Source organism: Brevibacterium sp. SIMBA_078 (genome assembly GCF_046534565.1).
Classification (GTDB): domain Bacteria; phylum Actinomycetota; class Actinomycetes; order Actinomycetales; family Brevibacteriaceae; genus Brevibacterium.
Genome location: NZ_JAWRYQ010000003.1, coordinates 1 through 17,743 on the forward strand (window position 1 = coordinate 1; position 17,743 = coordinate 17,743).

At 63.6% G+C, this 17,743-nt stretch carries 17 protein-coding genes; 11 read left to right on the plus strand and 6 right to left on the minus strand.

Going from position 1 to position 17,743, the window contains the following annotated elements; genetic code table 11:
- Positions 1–367: 367 nt before the first annotated feature.
- Positions 368–1,042 carry an SOS response-associated peptidase gene (locus SB749_RS11760; protein ID WP_410710508.1) on the minus strand — a complete coding sequence of 225 codons (675 nt, stop codon included), beginning with the start codon at positions 1,040–1,042 and terminating at the stop codon, positions 368–370.
- A gap of 52 nt (positions 1,043–1,094) precedes the next feature.
- Between SB749_RS11760 and SB749_RS11765 the strand changes: the two genes are divergently transcribed.
- From SB749_RS11765 to SB749_RS11785, 5 genes are all read left to right on the plus strand, one after another.
- Complete coding sequence (locus tag SB749_RS11765; RefSeq protein WP_410710509.1) at positions 1,095–1,610, plus strand: MarR family winged helix-turn-helix transcriptional regulator; 516 nt, start codon at positions 1,095–1,097, stop codon at positions 1,608–1,610.
- A gap of 134 nt (positions 1,611–1,744) precedes the next feature.
- The gene (locus tag SB749_RS11770; RefSeq protein WP_410710510.1) at positions 1,745–2,911 is read left to right on the plus strand and encodes an acyl-CoA dehydrogenase family protein; all 1,167 of its coding nucleotides are present in this window, start codon (positions 1,745–1,747) and stop codon (positions 2,909–2,911) included.
- 1 nt (position 2,912) lies between these two features.
- Positions 2,913–3,968: an enoyl-CoA hydratase/isomerase family protein gene (locus tag SB749_RS11775; protein WP_410710511.1), complete on the plus strand. Its 1,056-nt coding sequence runs from the start codon at positions 2,913–2,915 to the stop codon at positions 3,966–3,968.
- On the plus strand, positions 3,965–4,741 hold the full coding sequence (locus SB749_RS11780; protein ID WP_410710512.1) for an enoyl-CoA hydratase: 777 nt from the start codon (positions 3,965–3,967) through the stop codon (positions 4,739–4,741). The genes SB749_RS11775 and SB749_RS11780 overlap by 4 nt, the downstream gene beginning before the upstream one ends.
- A 169-nt stretch (positions 4,742–4,910) precedes the next feature.
- A complete protein-coding gene (locus SB749_RS11785; protein ID WP_410710513.1) occupies positions 4,911–5,882 on the plus strand; it encodes an NAD(P)H-dependent flavin oxidoreductase in 972 nt (323 codons plus the stop codon).
- 109 nt (positions 5,883–5,991) lie between these two features.
- Here SB749_RS11785 and SB749_RS11790 read toward each other — a convergent pair whose 3' ends face one another.
- Together SB749_RS11790 and trpS are read right to left on the minus strand one after the other, a co-directional pair.
- A complete protein-coding gene (locus tag SB749_RS11790) occupies positions 5,992–7,041 on the minus strand; it encodes an App1 family protein (RefSeq protein ID WP_025780904.1) in 1,050 nt (349 codons plus the stop codon).
- A 2-nt stretch (positions 7,042–7,043) separates the two neighbouring features.
- Positions 7,044–8,042 (minus strand): tryptophan--tRNA ligase, encoded by a 999-nt coding sequence (gene trpS, locus SB749_RS11795; RefSeq protein WP_410710514.1) that lies wholly within the window; start codon positions 8,040–8,042, stop codon positions 7,044–7,046.
- A 243-nt stretch (positions 8,043–8,285) separates the two neighbouring features.
- Here trpS and SB749_RS11800 point away from each other — a divergent pair, with 243 nt between their 5' ends.
- Together SB749_RS11800 and SB749_RS11805 are read left to right on the plus strand one after the other, a co-directional pair.
- Positions 8,286–10,508: a carbon starvation CstA family protein gene (locus SB749_RS11800; RefSeq protein WP_410710515.1), complete on the plus strand. Its 2,223-nt coding sequence runs from the start codon at positions 8,286–8,288 to the stop codon at positions 10,506–10,508.
- Positions 10,505–10,741 (plus strand): YbdD/YjiX family protein, encoded by a 237-nt coding sequence (locus SB749_RS11805; protein ID WP_264801040.1) that lies wholly within the window; start codon positions 10,505–10,507, stop codon positions 10,739–10,741. Before SB749_RS11800 ends, SB749_RS11805 begins: the two co-directional genes overlap by 4 nt.
- Positions 10,742–10,852: 111 nt before the next feature.
- Here SB749_RS11805 and SB749_RS11810 read toward each other — a convergent pair whose 3' ends face one another.
- The gene (locus SB749_RS11810; protein ID WP_410710516.1) at positions 10,853–11,668 is read right to left on the minus strand and encodes an exodeoxyribonuclease III; all 816 of its coding nucleotides are present in this window, start codon (positions 11,666–11,668) and stop codon (positions 10,853–10,855) included.
- Positions 11,669–11,754: 86 nt separating this feature from the next.
- Between SB749_RS11810 and SB749_RS11815 the strand changes: the two genes are divergently transcribed.
- Complete coding sequence (locus SB749_RS11815) at positions 11,755–12,243, plus strand: GNAT family N-acetyltransferase (protein WP_173156470.1); 489 nt, start codon at positions 11,755–11,757, stop codon at positions 12,241–12,243.
- An 80-nt stretch (positions 12,244–12,323) separates the two neighbouring features.
- On the opposite strand, the gene SB749_RS11820 is transcribed toward SB749_RS11815, so the two are convergent.
- Both SB749_RS11820 and glyA read right to left on the minus strand, forming a co-directional pair.
- Positions 12,324–13,205 carry a bifunctional methylenetetrahydrofolate dehydrogenase/methenyltetrahydrofolate cyclohydrolase gene (locus SB749_RS11820; protein ID WP_410710517.1) on the minus strand — a complete coding sequence of 294 codons (882 nt, stop codon included), beginning with the start codon at positions 13,203–13,205 and terminating at the stop codon, positions 12,324–12,326.
- On the minus strand, positions 13,205–14,479 hold the full coding sequence (glyA, locus tag SB749_RS11825) for a serine hydroxymethyltransferase (protein ID WP_410710518.1): 1,275 nt from the start codon (positions 14,477–14,479) through the stop codon (positions 13,205–13,207). Before glyA ends, SB749_RS11820 begins: the two co-directional genes overlap by 1 nt.
- 168 nt (positions 14,480–14,647) lie before the next feature.
- Between glyA and purU the strand changes: the two genes are divergently transcribed.
- The 3 genes from purU (at position 14,648) to SB749_RS11840 (ending at position 17,736) form a co-directional block, all read left to right on the plus strand.
- Positions 14,648–15,499, plus strand: a complete 852-nt coding sequence (gene purU / locus SB749_RS11830; RefSeq protein ID WP_410710519.1) for a formyltetrahydrofolate deformylase — start codon at positions 14,648–14,650, stop codon at positions 15,497–15,499.
- 205 nt (positions 15,500–15,704) lie between these two features.
- The gene (locus SB749_RS11835) at positions 15,705–17,327 is read left to right on the plus strand and encodes a phenylacetate--CoA ligase family protein (RefSeq protein WP_410710520.1); all 1,623 of its coding nucleotides are present in this window, start codon (positions 15,705–15,707) and stop codon (positions 17,325–17,327) included.
- Positions 17,314–17,736, plus strand: a complete 423-nt coding sequence (locus SB749_RS11840) for a hypothetical protein (protein WP_410710521.1) — start codon at positions 17,314–17,316, stop codon at positions 17,734–17,736. Before SB749_RS11835 ends, SB749_RS11840 begins: the two co-directional genes overlap by 14 nt.
- The last annotated feature ends 7 nt before the right edge of the window (positions 17,737–17,743 follow it).

Sequence of the window (17,743 nt, forward strand, 5' to 3'; positions counted from 1 at the left end):
TTCAAACAAACACGCTATTGGATTCTCAAACCACAAACACACACCCATCACCACACCACACAAATAAGCAGCATGTTAACTGGGGGTATCAGTTTCTGTTTGCACTTTTCGTCTTGCGACTCGCTGTGCCAGCGGATGTCTACTCTACATGGTTGTTCTGATCCGCGCAACTCGAAGTTCATCTTCGGTTTGCCCGTATCGTTCCCGATCAGAGCGACTGTTGCCGTTCCTTGCGGCCTGGCAACCTGGACTACAATACACACATCTTCGGCCACCTGCAAAACCGCTCCGCACGTGCCCACTTCCCCGCCCGGAAGAACCCCGAGATCTCGGGGGAAAGTCTTCTCCACACAGCGTGAAGAGAGACCTACGCCACGGGTTCGGCGAGTTCCGGAGAATCGTTGCGGACGTTTCCGACCGCTTTGCCGACCTTGTGTCGAGTGACGCTGGCGGGATCAACCTGGTCGAGTGTCGCCGCCAGCAGGCCCGGCACATCGTTCGTCAGGACTCCGGGGTCGATCCAGTCACTGATCTGACCGCGCCCGAGGAATACGGGCATCCGATGGTGGACATCGCTGAGGTGTCCCGCGGACTCCATCGTGAGGATCGTCGTAGAGACCAACCAGGTCTCATCCGGCTGTTTCCAGAACTCGAAGAGTCCCGCCATGAAGAGGGGATCCTCGCCGGCAGCGGTCATCATCCATGGCTGCTTGCCGTCTTCTGTGTTCTCCCATTCGTAGTACCCCGGAATCGGCAGAGCACAGCGTCGACGTCGGATGGCCTGCCGGAACATCGGCTTCTCGAGCACTGTCTCCGAACGAGCGTTGAATGCCTTGAAGCCGATCTTGGGATCCTTCGCCCACGCCGGGACCAGCCCCCAGGAGGCGGTTTCGAGACGACGATGCAGCTGACCATCCTCGTCGAGTCGTTCGACGACGATCGGCACGAATGACCCCGGGGGCACATTGAAGCGCGGCGCGTAGTCATAGGAGACGACATCCAACCGCAGCTCATCAGCGAGATCTGCTGGATCGAGAGACATATTGAGTCGACCGCACATGCGCCCATCTTCTCACTTCACTACACTGTCGACAATGGCGGCAGAAGAGAATACAAGTACGGGGTTCGACCCGATCGAAGAGTCCCGTCGGCAATGGCTGGCCCATGGATGGGACGACGCAGCCGACGGAATGACGACAGTGATCTCAGTGATGAGGATCCACCAGCTGTTCCTGGCTCGAGTCGATGCCGCTCTCAAACCCTTTGCGCTGACGTTCTCGCGCTATGAAGTCCTCACACTCCTGTCTTTCACACGAGCCGGGACTCTGCCGATGTCGAAGATCTCCGCTCGCCTGCAGGTGCACGCGACCTCGACGACGAACTCCGTCGACCGCCTCGAAAAGGCCGGCCTCGTCGCCAGGCGCAGCCATCCCGACGATCGCCGAACGACGCTCGTCGACCTCACCGATGCCGGTCGCGAGCTCGCCGCTCAGGCGACGAAGGCGCTCAACGCCGAGGTCTTCTCCTCCCCCGATTTCGCCGGTATCGACCTCGACTCCCTGCTCCCCCATCTCGAAACGCTGCGGTCGGGACTCGAAGCCGGCGCCTGAGCCGACCGAAGCCGGCCGCTGAACGGACCATCGTCCACCGGGGCCGCCTCAGCGCGAAATTAGTTGGATGTCCAAGTAATATGGACGTATCGTGGTGTCGATCACCGAATACGCGTCCGATTCTTGGAGGAATCATGTCCCGCAGTACCGCAGCTGCCCTACCTTTCGGTCTCACCGACGAACAGCAGACCGTCGCCGGGATGGTGCGTGAGTTCGCCGATACCGAAGTCGCCCCGCACGCCCTCGAATGGGACGCCCAACACTTCTTCCCCGTCGACGTCATCAGGAAGTCCGCCGAACTCGGAATGGGCGGCATCTACGTCAGTGAGGAGTCCGGCGGAACCGGAATGGGCCGGATGGATGCGGCGCTGATCTTCGAAGCGATGTCGACCGGTTGCCCCTCCGTCGCCGCCTATATCTCCATCCACAACATGGTCGCGTGGATGATCGACAAGTTCGGCAACGACGAGCAGAAGACCACGTACCTCGAGAAGCTCGTCTCCATGGAGCACCTCGGCAGCTACTGCCTGACCGAGCCCAATGCCGGCTCCGATGCGGCCGCCCTGCGCACCTCCGCCCGCGAGGACGGCGACCACTATGTGCTCAACGGAGTCAAGCAGTTCATCTCCGGCGCCGGCACCTCGGACACCTACCTCGTCATGGCCCGCACCGGTCAGGACGGAGCGCGTGGAATCTCCGCCTTCATCCTCGAGAAGGGCATGGAAGGTCTGAGCTTCGGCCCCAACGAGCAGAAGATGGGCTGGCGCGCCCAGCCGACCCGACAGGTGATCATGGAGAACGTTCGTGTGCCGAAGGAGAACATGCTCGGTGCACCCGGACAAGGGTTCAAGATCGCGATGTCCGGGCTCGACGGAGGACGACTCAACATCGGCGCCTGCTCGCTCGGCGGCGGTCAGGCCGCGCTCGAGAAGGCCATCGCCTATATGGGTGAGCGCCAGGCCTTCGGTACCGAGCTCTCCGGATTCCAGGCTCTGCGCTTCGAGGTCGCTCAGATGCAGGCCGACCTCGAGGGTGCTCGCTCCCTGCTGTGGCGGGCCGCGAGCGCCTACGACGCAGGCGATCCGAACACATCTCTGCTCTCCGCCATGGCCAAGCTCAAGGCCACCGACACCGGTTTCGATGTCGCGAACAGGGCACTCCAGTTGCACGGCGGCTACGGCTATCTGACAGAGTATGGAATTGAGAAGCTGGTGCGTGACCTGCGAGTCCACCAGATTCTGGAAGGCACCAACGAAATCATGCGCGTGATCATCTCGCGCAAGAGCACAGGAGTGGGCTGATATGACAGAACCTTCGGCAGAGCAGGCGGACGCCTCCGTCATCACCTCGGTATCCAACGGGGTCGGCCGAATCGAACTCAACCGACCGAAGCTGATCAATGCGCTCAGCCAGGACATGGTGGGCGCCATCGACGAAGCCCTCAATGGTTGGCACGACGACGATGCGGTCAAGCTCGTCCTCGTCACCGGTCGCGGGGAACGCGGTCTGTGCGCTGGCGGCGACATCAAGGCCGTATACAACGACATCGTGGCCGGCAGCGACGAGAACGCGAGATTCTGGAACCGCGAATACAAGATGAACTTCGCGATCTCCGAGTTCCCCAAGCCCTACGTCGTCATCATGAACGGCATCACGATGGGCGGAGGCGTCGGCATCTCCGGACACGGATCGCACCGCATCGTCACCGATTCGACGAAGGTCGGAATGCCGGAGACCGGAATCGGGCTCTTCCCCGACGTTGGCGGCACCCACCTGTTGGCCAACGCCCCCGGAGAGCTCGGCACCCACCTTGCGCTGACCGGGCAACCAGTCGGGGCGGGTGCTGCGATCGCCCTCGGCCTCGCCGATCATTTCGTCCCCGACGCGCAGATCCCCGATCTCATCGCCGACCTCACCGCCGGTGAGGACCTCGACGCGGTCATCGGCCGGTACTCGACCGATGCTCCGGACAACGAACTCGCCGAGGCGTCCGACTGGATCAACGCCTGCTACGCCGGAGACGACGCCGAAGCCATCGTCGCGGCTCTCGCCGCGCACGAGAACCCCGATGCCCAGGCCACTGCCCGGCTCATCGGCACGAAGGCACCCACCTCGGTGAAGGTGACCCTGGCTGCGGTCCGGAACGCCGCTTCGATGACCCTGGCAGGCGTCCTCGAACAGGACTACCGGGTGGCCGTCACTCTCACCGGCTTGCCGGACCTCAAGGAAGGCATCCGCGCGCAAGTCATCGACAAGGACCGCAACCCGCAGTGGAGTCCCGCCTCGTTGGCCGAGGTCACCGACGAACAAGTTCAGTCCATCCTCACCACCGACCACGAAGACAAGGTGTTCTCATGAGCGAATTCGAAACCATCCTGACCGACATCGCCGATGGCGTCGCCACCATCACGATCAACCGACCGAAGGCGCTCAATGCGCTCAACCTGCAGGTGCTCACCGACATCACCGATGCCGCGACCGCCTACGACGCCGATGATTCGATCAAGGCGATCGTCATCACCGGCAGCGAGAAGGCCTTCGCCGCCGGCGCCGATATCAAGGAGATGTCGAGCCTCGACTTCTCGACCGCCTACAAAGCCGACTGGTTCGCCGGGTGGACCCGGCTGACCGATGTGCGCAAGCCGGTCATCACCGCCGTCGGCGGCTACGCCCTGGGCGGCGGCTGCGAACTGGCGATGATGGGCGACATCCTCATCGCATCAACGAAGGCGAAGTTCGGACAGCCCGAGATCAACCTCGGTGTGCTCCCGGGCATGGGCGGATCGCAGCGGCTGACCCGCGCCATCGGCAAGGCCAAGGCCATGGACATGTGCCTGACAGGCCGGATGATGGGCGCCGAGGAGGCCGAACGTTCCGGACTCGTCGCTCGCATCGTCGAACCCGAAGCGCTCCTGGATACAGCGAACGAGATCGCGCAGACGATCGCGTCGAAGTCCCGCATCGCCTCGGCAATGGTCAAGGAAGCGGTGAACACCGCATTCGAGACGACCCTGGAGCAGGGCCTGCGCTACGAGCGCCGACTCTTCCATTCGTCCCTGGCCACGAATGATCAGTCCGAAGGCATGGCCGCCTTCGTCGAGAAGCGGGACCCGAACTTCACGGATTCCTGATCAAATTCCTGATGATTGCCGAAGGCGCAGACTCCTCCGAGAGTCTGCGCCTTCGTCGTCTGGCCAGCCGAAATGCGGACCAGGAGACGAACGACAATGTGGCCCGTATCGCATTTAACAATCGTTCGGTTAGAGTGAGTGTATGCATTCAACTTCGCAAGGAGGCACCGTGACAAGCTTCACCGATCTGCGCTCCCAACTCCGTCTGCCCGTCGTCGGCTCCCCCATGTTCATCGCCTCGGGGCCCGAATTGGTCAAGGCCCAGTGCCAGGCCGGAATCGTTGGGTCCTTCCCGTCGCTGAACGCCCGTCCGGCCTCGCAGCTGACCGACTGGCTCGATGAAATCTCCGAGTCGAACGCCGCCCACACTGCGGCAAATCCGCAGCAGCCGGCCGCTCCGTTCGCGGTCAACCTCATCGTCCACCGATCGAACAACCGCCTCGAGGAGGACCTCGCCGAGGTGGTCCGCCACCAAGTGCCGATCGTCATCACCTCGCTCGGTGCCCGTGATGAGGTCAACGAAGCGGTCCATTCATACGGCGGCGTCGTCCTTCACGACGTCATCAACAACCGCTTCGCCAACAAGGCCGTCGAGAAGGGCGCCGACGGCGTCATCGCCGTGGCCGCCGGGGCCGGCGGGCACGCCGGGGCGCAGTCGCCGTTCGCCCTGGTCCAGGAGATCCGCTCCTGGTTCGATGGTCCCCTGCTGCTGTCGGGCGCCATCGCCCACGGCCGTTCGATCCTTGCGGCACTGGCCGCTGGTGCCGATTTCGCCTACATCGGCTCGGCCTTCCTGTCCACGCCCGAGGCTAATGTCGTCGACGACTATCGGTCGATGATCGTCGAATCCGGCGCCGACGACGTCGTGTACTCGAATTACTTCACCGGCGTGAAGGGCAACTACCTACGTGGGTCCATCGTCGCCTCGGGCCTCGACCCGGACAATCTGCCCGACGCCGATCCCACGAAGATGGACTTCAGCTCGTCTTCAGGTTCGGATTCGAAGGCCTGGAAGGACATCTGGGGCTCGGGACAGGGCATCGGTGCACTCGGCCAGCAGCGCACGACCGCCGAGCTCGTCGAGACCTTCGCCGCTCAGTTCGACGAGGCGAAGCAGCAGCTGCAGGCGCAGCTGGGCTGATCCGACCGAGCGCCTCAAAGACCACCTCAGCCCCAATTGCTACCTGACGGCGGCCCAGCACCCTCGCGCGAGGTTGCTGGGCCGCCGTCAGGTAGCGGTGAGGTTCCGTTCAGATCGTCGAGATGATTCCTCGTTCCGTCAGACGGGAAGCCAGACCGGCTCCGTCCGGGGCGTAGATCCACGGCACGCCCTGGCCGCGGCCGTGGCGCTTCGACCGTCCGCCGGCCCACACAGCCTCACCGACTGTGAGCTGTCGGATCGCCACAGCAGCGACGTTCTTCGGATGGTTCTCGACGAACTCCCCGTAGATCTCCTCATCGTTCTGCCCGTCGTCACCGATGAGCAGCCACTTCATCCACGGGAACTCCCGGGCCAACCGTTCCAGCGAATTGCGTTTGTGCTCCTTGCCCGACCGGAACACCCGAGTCGTCGTCGGCCCCCAGTCGGTGAGCAGCAGCGGACCCATCGGATAGAGATTGCGGGAGAGGAAGCGCTTGAGCGTCAGTGCAGAGTTCCACGCCCCGGTCGACAAGTAGACCATCGGAGTGTCCGGGCGCATGAAGGTGATCCGGTCATAGAGCACGGCCATTCCCGCCACCGGTGACCTCGCGTGCTCGCTGAGGACGAAGGTGTTCCACGCGGCGAGGAAGGGACGTGGCAGCGATGTGACCATGACCGTGTCGTCGATATCGGAGATGATGCCGAAGGTCGAGTCCTCACCGATGATGCGCACGGCGGCAGAGTCGACGAGCGAGCCATCGGTCCACAGTTCGATCTCGGTCTCTCCCGGTTCGAAGTCCCCGGGGATCACGGTGTCGATGATGCCTCCGCGATCGGAGGTGACCATATGCTCTTCGTCGTTCACGCGCACCCAGGCGGTGTCATTGGGCAGAGGGACACTCACGAAGGACTTCCATCCGCGGATGCTCGCGTGGACATCGGCGGCCGGCTGACCGTTCGGGGTGAGCACCAAGCGGCCGAGCACCCGCACCCAACCGGTCCCGCCATAGGTGTCGTAAGCGATGACGGTGCGATGGTAGGCGTGGTCGGTGGCCCGATTCTGGATCCAGCCGTTGAACCGGTCCTCCACCCGCGCAGCGGTGTGGAGCATATCCGGTGTGAGATTGAGCGGCCCGTCTTCGGGTTTCTTCTTCGCCACGATCAGATGAAGCCGATCTTGTCATAGACCTCGCGCAGGGTCGCCTCGGCGATGGCGCTGGCCTTCTCCGCCCCGCGGTCGAGGATCGCCTGCAGCTGGGCCCGGTCCTCGAGAAGCTCCAGCGTGCGCTCCCGCACCGGTGTCAGGGTCTCCACGGCCACCTCGGCGAGGTCGACCTTGAGGTGACCGTACATCTTCCCTTCGTACTCGGCGACGATATCGTCGACCGGACGCGCAGTCAGGGAGGAATAGATCGTCAGCAGGTTCGACACTCCCGGCTTGTTCTCCTGGTCGAAGGCGATCTCGGTTCCGTCGTCGGTCACGGCGGACTTGACCTTCTTCGTCAGGGCCTTCGCATCGTCGAGGATGTCGATGCGTCCCTGCGGGCTGGGCTGGGACTTCGACATCTTCGCGCCAGGGTTCTGCAGGTCATAGATCTTCGCGGTCGCCTTGAGGATCTGTGCCTCGGGGACGGTGAAGGTCTTGCCGAACCGATAGTTGAAGCGGTCGGCGAGGTTGCGGGTCAGCTCGAGGTGCTGGCGCTGGTCCTCACCGACGGGAACGAGCTGCGGGTTGTACAGGAGGATGTCGGCGGCCATCAGCGCCGGGTAGGTGAGCAGTCCCAAGGACACGTGCTCCTGCTTCGCGGACTTGTCCTTGAACTGGGTCATCCGGCTGGCCTCACCCATCGAGGTGGTGCATTCGAGGACCCAGGACAGCTGCGGATGGGCGGGCACCTGGGACTGGACGAAGATCGTCGACTTCTCCGGGTCGAGTCCGGCGGCGATGAACTGCGCGGCCGTGCGCAGGGTGCGTTCCCGCAGCTCGGCCGGATCCTGCTCGACGGTGATCGCGTGCATGTTCGCGATGAAGTAGAAGGCATCGTGCGACTCCTGATGAGTCACGAACTGCTGCAGGGCTCCGATGTAGTTGCCGAGATGAAGGGAATCGGAGGTGGCTTGGATACCTGAGACAGTGCGTGGCTGTGAAGAGTTCGTCATAGTCCTATGATGCCATCTCCCCTGTCGGCTCTGCTCAGGAGTCCGGTCTGGTGTCGGGGATCACGCTCGGCCGCGGACCAGCGGTATAGTGCGTACCAGATCACATGATTCACCAAGGTGTCTCCCAGTTCTCGAACATCTGTCGAGCAGCGGCCAGCGAAGGTCTGATCATGCTGAGAACTCAACAATCCCGACGCGTCATCTCTTAAGGATCTGATGCGTCGTCTCTCAAGGAGGAGGACTATGTCGGTCGAATACATCAAGACCGAGGGCGACCTTCCGCCGGTCGCCGTGGTCGAGAAGCCACGCTGGACACCGGCGAAGATCGTGCTGTGGGTGGTCATCGCCCTCATCGCCGGCGCTGGTTGGTCGATGATCGCGTTCGTGCGCGGTGAAGAGCTGTCGGCCAGCTGGTTCGTCGCCGCAGCCGTCGGCAGCTACCTCATCGGCTTCCGCTTCTACGCGAAGCTCATCGAATGGAAGATCTGCCGCCCGAACCCCAAGCGAGCCACCCCGGCAGAGCTCAACGACAACGGCCGCGATTTCGCGCCGACCGACCGCCGCGTCCTGTTCGGCCACCACTTCGCGGCGATCTCCGGTGCCGGCCCCCTCGTGGGACCGATCCTCGCGGCCCAGATGGGTTACCTGCCCGGAACCCTGTGGATCGTCTTCGGCGTCATTCTCGCCGGCGGTGTCCAGGACTATATGGTGCTGTTCTTCTCCATGCGTCGCAACGGTCGATCGCTGGGACAGATGACCCGTGATGAGCTCGGTCGAACGGGCGGAATCATCGCCTCCATCGGCATCATCCTCATCATGGTCATCCTCATCGCGGTCCTCGGCGTCGTCATCATCAACGCTCTGGCAGAAAGCCCCTGGGGTGTCTTCTCCATCGCGATGACCATTCCGATCGCCGTGTTCATGGGCATCTACATGCGCTACCTGCGTCCCGGCAAGGTCGTCGAGACCTCGGTCATCGGCATCGTGCTGCTCGTCATCGCGATCATCGCCGGCGGCTGGGTCCACAACTCGCCGTTCTGGTCCGAGATCTTCCACCTTGACAAGGTGACTCTGGCTTGGTGCCTGATGATCTACGGATTCCTCGCAGCCGTGCTTCCGGTGTGGGTGCTGCTGGCACCGCGCGACTACCTGTCGACGTTCATGAAGATCGGCACCATCGTGCTGCTGGCCGTGGGCATCCTCATCGTCAACCCGACCGTGCAGATGCCTGCGCTGACCGAGTTCGCGTTCAATACGGCAGGTCCGGCGTTCGCCGGCGCCCTGTTCCCGTTCCTGTTCATCACCATCGCCTGTGGAGCGTTGTCGGGCTTCCACGCTCTCATCTCGTCAGGCACGACTCCGAAGCTCATCGAGAAGGAGACGCAGGCTCGCCTCATCGGCTATGGCGGCATGCTCATGGAGTCCTTCGTCGCGATCATGGCGCTGGTCGCCGCGATCTGCCTCGACAAAGGTCTCTACTTCGCAATGAATGCCGCCGAACCGCTCACCGGCGGAACCGTGCAGGGCGCATCGGACTTCATCAACAACTCCTTGGGCATGTCCGGCGTGGAGACGAGTCCGGAGATCCTCGATCAGGCGGCCAAGGACGTCGGCGAGGAGAGCATCGTCTCTCGCACCGGCGGAGCCCCGACGCTGGCGATGGGAATGGCCCATATCCTCCACAATGTCTTCGGCGGACCGGCCTGGATGTCGTTCTGGTACCACTTCGCCGTGATGTTCGAGGCGCTGTTCATCCTCACCACGATCGATGCGGGCACCCGCGTGGCCCGTTTCATGCTCTCGGATACGCTCGGCAACTTCTCCAAGAAGTTCCGGGACCCCTCGTGGACTCCGGGTGCGTGGCTGACGACGGCGATCATGGTCGCCGCCTGGGGATCGATCCTGCTCATGGGCGTCACCGACCCCCTCGGCGGCATCAACACGCTGTTCCCGCTCTTCGGCATCTCGAACCAGCTGCTGGCGGCGATCGCTCTGGCCGTCATCTTCGCTATCGTGTGCAAGATGGGCCTGGCCAAATGGGCGTGGATCCCCGGCATTCCGCTGGTCTGGGATCTGGTGGTCACGATGGTCGCCTCGTGGCAGAAGATCTTCTCCTCCGACCCGAAGCTCGGCTACTGGGCCCAGCACTTCGCCTACAAGGACGCGCTGGCGGCCGGAGAGACCTCGATGGGCAATACCGAGGGAGTCGCGGCGATGAGCGCAGTCGTACGCAACACCTTCGTCCAGGGCACCCTGTCGATCGTCTTCGCACTTCTTGTCGCGATGGTCGTCGTCATGGCAGTCTGGAAGTCCATCGAGGCCATCAAGAAGGGGTCCCTGCCGACGACGGAGGAACCCTTCGTCGAGACGAAGATGTTCGCTCCGGCCGGTCTCATCGCTCGCAAGCCCGAGCGTGAGCTGCAGGCACAGTGGGACGAGCATGCAGCAGGAAGGCAGAAGGAATGAGCACCGCACATCCGCTCAGCCGCATCGCCAGCGATCCGTGGGGATCCCTGCGCCGAGGCGGGGCCTGGCTCCACTGGTACCTCAAGGAGATCATGGGCGAGAATGCCTATATCCACTACCTCGAATCCTACGAGCGCCGCCACGGCACTCGTGAGGGTGCGATGGAGGAGAAGGCCTTCTGGCGAGATCTCACCGATGAGCAGGACCGCAACCCCAAGGTCCGCTGCTGTTGAGATTCTGAAGCTGCCTGCGTCTCAGTACGCTGAGAGGACAGCCAAGAGCCCGGGGACTCAGGACATTTCGTCCTGAGTCCCCGGACTCTTCGTCTGTCCTCCGAACTGCGGTCAGGCCTGGACGGACGGGAGGTCGTAGTCGATGACCAGCGGAGCATGGTCCGACCAGCGCTCGGCCCAGCTGTTGGCTTTGTCCACGGTGGCCTTGACCGCGGTTGCGGCCAGGGCCGGAGTGGCCATCTGATAGTCGATGCGCCATCCTGTGTCATTGTCGAACGCCTGACCGCGCATCGACCACCAGGTATAAGGTCCGTCGATGTCGCCGCTGAGTTCGCGGTGGACGTCGACGTAGCCGATCTCACCGAAGAACTTGTCGAAGTAGGCTCGTTCCTCCGGGAGGAATCCAGACTTCTTCCGGTTGGCTTTCCAGTTCTTCAGGTCGCGTTCGGTGTGGCAGACGTTGAGGTCGCCGGTGACGAGGACATGGTCGGCGGTCTTCGCCAGCTGCGGCATCCGCTCGATCATGCGGTCGAGGAACCGGTACTTGTCGTCCTGTTTGGGGGTGTCGGCCTCGCCGGAATGGACGTACGCGGACACAAGGGTCAGAAGCGATCCGTCGCCGAGGCGGAAGTCCGTCTCCACCCAGCGTCCGGCCCGATCGAAGTAGCCGTCGTCGCCGAGTCCTTCGCGCACCGCTTCGGGTTCGGTGCGGGCCATCACGGCGACGCCGGCGCGGCCCTTCGCCTCGGCATCATGGCTGATCGTGGTGTATCCGGTGTCGGCGAGGACACCATGCGCAATATCGTTCGCGGCGCGCACTTCTTGGAGGGTGATGAAGTCCGGTTTCGCTGCATCGACCCAGGTGGGCATCCCCTTTCGCCATGCTGCGCGGACTCCGTTGACGTTGACTGAAGCAATCCGAATCATGTGCTCTATGATGACATGGAGCGCACTATTCTTCCGGGACGGGGCGTTATAGAGTGAGGGTAAGTACGAACACATCAGGAGGCGCAATGGCCGTTGACGAAACTTTCGACACCGAGCAGCTGAGCATCAGTCCGCTCGATGAGGTCGACGCCCGCGAAATGCGCGAATTCCTGCTCGACGCTCAGGCCAACTTCTGGGGAGACCGCGATCTCAGCGGTGACCATGATGCCTACTGGTTCCGTCAGTTCGTCACCTCGGGTCTCGTCGCCCGCTACCGTTCGGAGATCGTCGGATACCTGCTCGGCGTCATTCCCCATGATGGACCTGCCTACATCCACCTGGTGGCAGCGCGGTCGGATTTCCGTCATCAGGGAATCGGCCGTCACCTCTACCAGCACTTCATCGACCATTCCCGTCAGCTCGGCGCCTCCTCGGTGCAGGCGACGACGATGCCGGAGTCCTCGGGTGCGATCTCGTTCCACTCCTCCATGGGCTTCAGCGGAGAGCTCATCGAGGACTATGCCGGCCCGGGCAACCCGCGCGTCTTCTTCGAACTCAAGTTCCCCGAGGACTGACCCCACCTCCCAGAACTACCTGACGGCGGCCCAGCAACCTCGCGCGAGGTTGCTGGGCCGCCGTCAGGTAGCAATAGGGGTTAGTTGGCTGAGCGCTGGGCGGTGTCGACGACGTTCTTGAGCAGCAGAGCTCGAGTCATCGGTCCGACGCCTCCCGGGTTCGGTGAGACCCAGGACGCCACCTCGGCGACCGCCGGATCCACGTCTCCGACGATCTTCGACTTCCCCGTCTCCGGGTCCGTCTCACGCGAGACTCCCACGTCGAGGACGATCGCCCCGGGCTTGACCGCCTCCGCCTTCACGATGCGAGCCGCACCGGCGGCCGCCACGATGACATCGGCCTGAGCCAGCAGCTCATCGAGGTTGCGCGTGCCGGTGTGCGTCAGGGTCACGGTCGCATTGTGCTCACGCCGAGTCAGCAGTGCTCCGATGGACCGGCCCACTGTGACCCCGCGACCGATGACCACGACATGCTTGCCGGCCAGATCGATGCCGTTGCGGTTCATCAGCTCGATGACACCGCGCGGAGTGCACGGCAGCGGAGTGGTGATCTCCGAATTGACATTCAGTACGAGCCGGCCGAGGTTCGTCGGATGCAGGCCGTCGGCGTCCTTGGCCGGATCGATGGCTTCGAGGATCGTGTCCGTGTCGATATGGTCTGGCAGCGGAAGCTGCACGATGTAGCCGGTGCAGGCGTCATCGTTGTTGAGCTCGTCGATGACGGCCAACAGCTCTTCCTGACTCACCGACTCGGGCAGGTCACGGCGGATCGAGCTGATCCCGACCTCGGCGCAGTCACGGTGCTTGCCTGCGACGTACCACTTCGAACCGGGGTCCTCCCCCACCAGCACTGTGCCGAGCCCCGGCACGATTCCGGACTCTGCCAGGGTCGCCACCGCCTCGGTGAGTTCGGCCTTGATCTGCTTCGCGCAGGCTCTGCCGTCGAGGATCTGCGCACTCATCAGTACTGCTCCAGTCCTTCGTAGAGGGGGAAGTCGTCGCTGAGCTTCTTCACGCGTGCGGAGAGTGTCTCGACATCGGCACCGGGCTTGAGCGCCTCGGCGATGACGTCGGCGACCTCGGTGAACTCGTTGTCGCCGAATCCGCGGGTGGCCAGTGCCGGGGTGCCGATGCGCAGCCCCGAGGTGACCATCGGCGGACGCGGGTCGAAGGGCACGGCATTGCGGTTGACGGTGATGCCGACCGAGTGCAGAAGATCTTCGGCCTGCTGTCCGTCGAGGGCGGAGTTGCGCAGGTCGACGAGCACGAGGTGGACATCGGTGCCGCCGGTGAGCACTGTGGCTCCGGCGTCGGCGACGTCGGAGGCCAGCAGGCGCTCAGCCAGGATCTGAGCACCGCGCACGGTGCGTTCCTGACGTTCCTTGAACTCGGCGGAGGCCGCGAGCTTGAAGGCCACGGCTTTCGCGGCGATGACATGCATGAGCGGTCCGCCCTGCTGTCCCGGGAACACGGCGGAGTTGAGCTTCTTCGCGTACTCCTCCTTGCCGAGGATGAAACCGGAACGGGGCCCGCCGATGGTCTTGTGCACCGTCGAGGACACGACATCGGCGAACGGCACCGGGTTCGGGTGCAGACCGGCGGCGACGAGTCCGGCGAAGTGGGCCATATCGACCCACAGCTTCGCACCGACTTCGTCGGCGATATCGCGGAAGGCCTGGAAGTCCAGCTGACGGGGGTACGCCGACCAGCCGGCGACGATGACCTCGGGGCGGTGTTCGAGAGCCTTCTCGCGCACCTTGTCCATATCGATGCGGTAGGTATCGGGGTCGACCTCGTACGAGGCGACATCGTAGAGGCGTCCGGAGAAGTTGATCTTCATACCGTGGGTGAGGTGACCGCCATGGGCCAGGGACAGCCCGAGCATCTTGTCACCCTGACGGGCCAGAGCGTGCATGACAGCGGCGTTGGCCGAGGCACCGGAATGGGGCTGGACGTTCGCGTAGTCGGCGCCGAAAAGGCTCTTGGCGCGGTCGATGGCGAGGTTCTCCGCGACGTCGACGTGTTCGCAGCCGCCGTAGTAGCGCTTGCCGGGATACCCCTCGGCGTACTTGTTCGTCAGCACAGACCCCTGTGCTTCCAGCACGGCGCGGGGGACGAAATTCTCCGAGGCGATCATCTCGAGCGTCGACCGCTGGCGGCCCAGCTCGAGGTCGAGGACTTCGGCAATCTGCGGGTCGATGTCGGCAAGCGAAGCCTGCATCGAGTTTTCGGTCATGAGTACTCTCCTGTGGCATCCGATGATGGGAGCGAGGCGGCGCGCAAACCGCGGCCGTCACCCGGCACCATGCTAACAGCGACGCCGCCTGCGTCCGGGGCCGCAACCGCCATCCGGATGCCGACCCGGAATGGGTGTTGAGCGCAGCCACCGATTAGGATCGAGTCCATGAGCTGCGAATGGATCCTGAGAGTCACCTGCCCCGATTCGACCGGCATCGTCCATGCCGTGACCGGGGTGCTCGCGGGCTTGGGCGGCAACATCACCGAATCCCAGCAGTTCTCCTCCCCCGATTCCCGTCAGTTCTTCCTGCGCCTGCAGTTCTCGACGCCCGCGGAGACCTCGGCCCGGACCGTGGAAGACGCCCTCGCCGAGGTGGCTCCCCGGTTCGCGATGACCGTGAGCCTGCAGCCGGTGGAGAAGAGGACCCGCACCCTGATCATGGTGTCCAAAGCCGCACACTGCCTCAACACTCTGCTGTTCCGGCATTCGGCCGGTCAGCTGCCCATCGACATCGTCGGCGTCGCCGGCAACCATGACGATCTCCGTCCGCTCGCCGAATTCCACGGCCACGATTTCCACCATATTCCGATCACCCGGGACACGAAGGCCGACGCCGAGGCGAGGCTCTCGGCTCTCGTCGACGACCTCGATGTCGAACTCATCGTCTTGGCCCGGTACATGCAGATCCTCTCCCCCGAACTCTGCGACCGCCTCGAAGGGCGGGTCATCAACATCCACCATTCGTTCCTGCCGAGCTTCAAGGGCGCGAAGCCCTACCATCAGGCGCATGCCCGCGGCGTGAAGATCATCGGAGCGACCGCCCACTATGTCACCAGCGACCTCGACGAGGGGCCGATCATCGAACAGGACGTGGCCCGAGTCGATCACAATCAGGCGATCGCCGATTTCGTCCGGCATGGTCAGGACGTCGAGGCGGCGGTTCTCGCCCGGGCCGTCGCATGGCATGCCGAGGGCCGAGTCCTCATGGACGGCCACCGCACCGTCGTCTTCGACTGAGCCATCCCCTCGCCGAGGCGGCGCGCCCCTGTCCGGAGCCGCCTCGGTGAGTGGATCGGCCGTTCCGATCCACGACGCCGAAGTGATCCGTCGTTCGGTGGGCCGCCTCGGTGAGGGTCGATGTGCGGGACTCTGTCTGATGCGGTTCTGACACATCTTCGGATTTTCCATATCGCCGCTCCTGTTGCTGGGTTAGCCTCGGAACATGAGAGAGACCCACCTCACACCGGAAGCTGAACTCCGTCGTCTGCCGATCCCCCGCGGGCCGGTGAATCTGGCCCGACAGGCCGTGCTGCGCCTGGCGAACGTCGGACTCACCGCCGCCTACGGCGCCTACCGTGCCCACCCCGCGATCTGGCGGTTCACTGCCCGCCATTACAACCCGCGGCTCGAGCCCTTCGCGAAACTCAATGCGTGGATGATCTGTCAGCAGGCCTCCCTCGATGTGCCCGCATACCAGGACTACCTGGCGCGTTCCGGATTCGAATTCCGGTGGTGGGACCTCGAGGCCTACACACCGACGTCGAAGGACGAGTTCGTTCGCCGCTACAGCGAAGAGCATCGCTGCTGGGACGGGAGGATCGACCGCATCGGCACCGTCGTCGATGAGTCCTCGGGTTCCTCGGGCACCCCATTCAACTGGATGCGGTCGAAGAAGGAGCTCGACACGGTCCATAAGAACGTCGCCGGCTACGTCACGATGCTCTTCGACCACAAGGACCTGTTCTGCATCAACGCCTTTTCGATGGGGGCCTGGGCGACGGGGACGAATACGGGACTGGCCATGGCCAAGGTGGCGATGGTGAAGAACACCGGCCCGGATCTCGAGAAGATTCTCGACACGATGCAGCACTTCGGACCGAACCACACCTACCTCATCAGCGCCTATCCCCCATTCCTCAAACATCTCGTCGATCGGATGGACTCCGAACCCGAGAGATGGGCCGACTTCCGGCTCAACGGGTTCGTCGGCGGAGAGGCGATGACGGAAGGTCTGCGCGACTACCTCGAGGGGCGCTTCGACCGGGTGTACTCCGGGTACGGTGCCAGCGACCTGACGATCGGGATGGCAGGCGAGTCCGATCTCTCGGTCGTCATCCGTCGGGCGCTGGCTCATGATCTCGCCTTCCGCGCCGATGTGCTCGGCCCCGACGAGTCACGGGTGCCGATGGTCTTCCAGTACAACCCCTTGGAGACCTATTTGGAAACCACCGACGACGGGGAGCTGGTCGCCACGATCAACTCGGCAGCGGTGATGAGTCCGCGGCTGCGCTACAACATCGGCGACGAGGCCACGCTCATCGATTTCCCGACCATGGTCGAACTCACCCGGCGCCATCCGGAACTGGCGCGAGCATGTTCGGCGGCGTTCGCCGGCAATGGGATGAAGCTGCCGTTCGTGCTGCTGTTCGGGCGCGCGGATTCGACGATCTCGTATATGGGAGCCAACATCTATCCCCTCGATATCGAGAACGGGCTCTACCGCGACAATCCCCGGGCCCACCTCATCGAGTCCTTCCGCATCGAGCTGCGTGAGATCGCCGGTCATGAGCAGCGCCCGGCTCTGCACATCCAGCTGCGGGAAGAGGCCCCGTCCATGGACCTTGAGGCGCGGCAGGATCTGGCAGAGACGATCCAGGCCGGCGTGCTCGACCACCTGGCGTCGGTGTCGAGAGACTTCGCGCAGAGCTTGGAAGAGGACCCGACCACCGCGGAGATCCACGTCGAGATCCACGATCATGCCACCGGTCCGTTCGAAGCGGCGAACACGAAGATCAAGAACGTCTACGTTCAGAGAACACAGGAGGGCGACGATGCGATCGAATGATTTCTCTCAGGCTCCCCCGCAGGCCCGCGCCGAGGCGTTCTTCCTCGGCGCGAACCGCTACCGCAATCCGCTGGCGATGGTGGGCCAGCTGCGCAGGTGGCCGCGGGTGGCCAAGGGGCTGAAAGCCTCGGCCGGATATCTGTGGCACCGCAGCTATTACGAGTTCCCCGACAGGATCGGGCTGATGGTCGCGTTCGCCACCCATGACGACCTTCTGGCCTATGCTCGCACCCCCGAACATCGGGAGATCATGAAGTGGCTGGTCGGCAGCGGCAAGGACTCCCCCGCCCGAGGCGGCTTCATCCGGATCCTCACCGCTGACGAGTGGGGATACACCAACGGCGAGTTCCGAGCCGAGGACGGCCACCTGGGCATGATCGACGAATTCACGAAACTCAGCACCGAATGAGACCGCG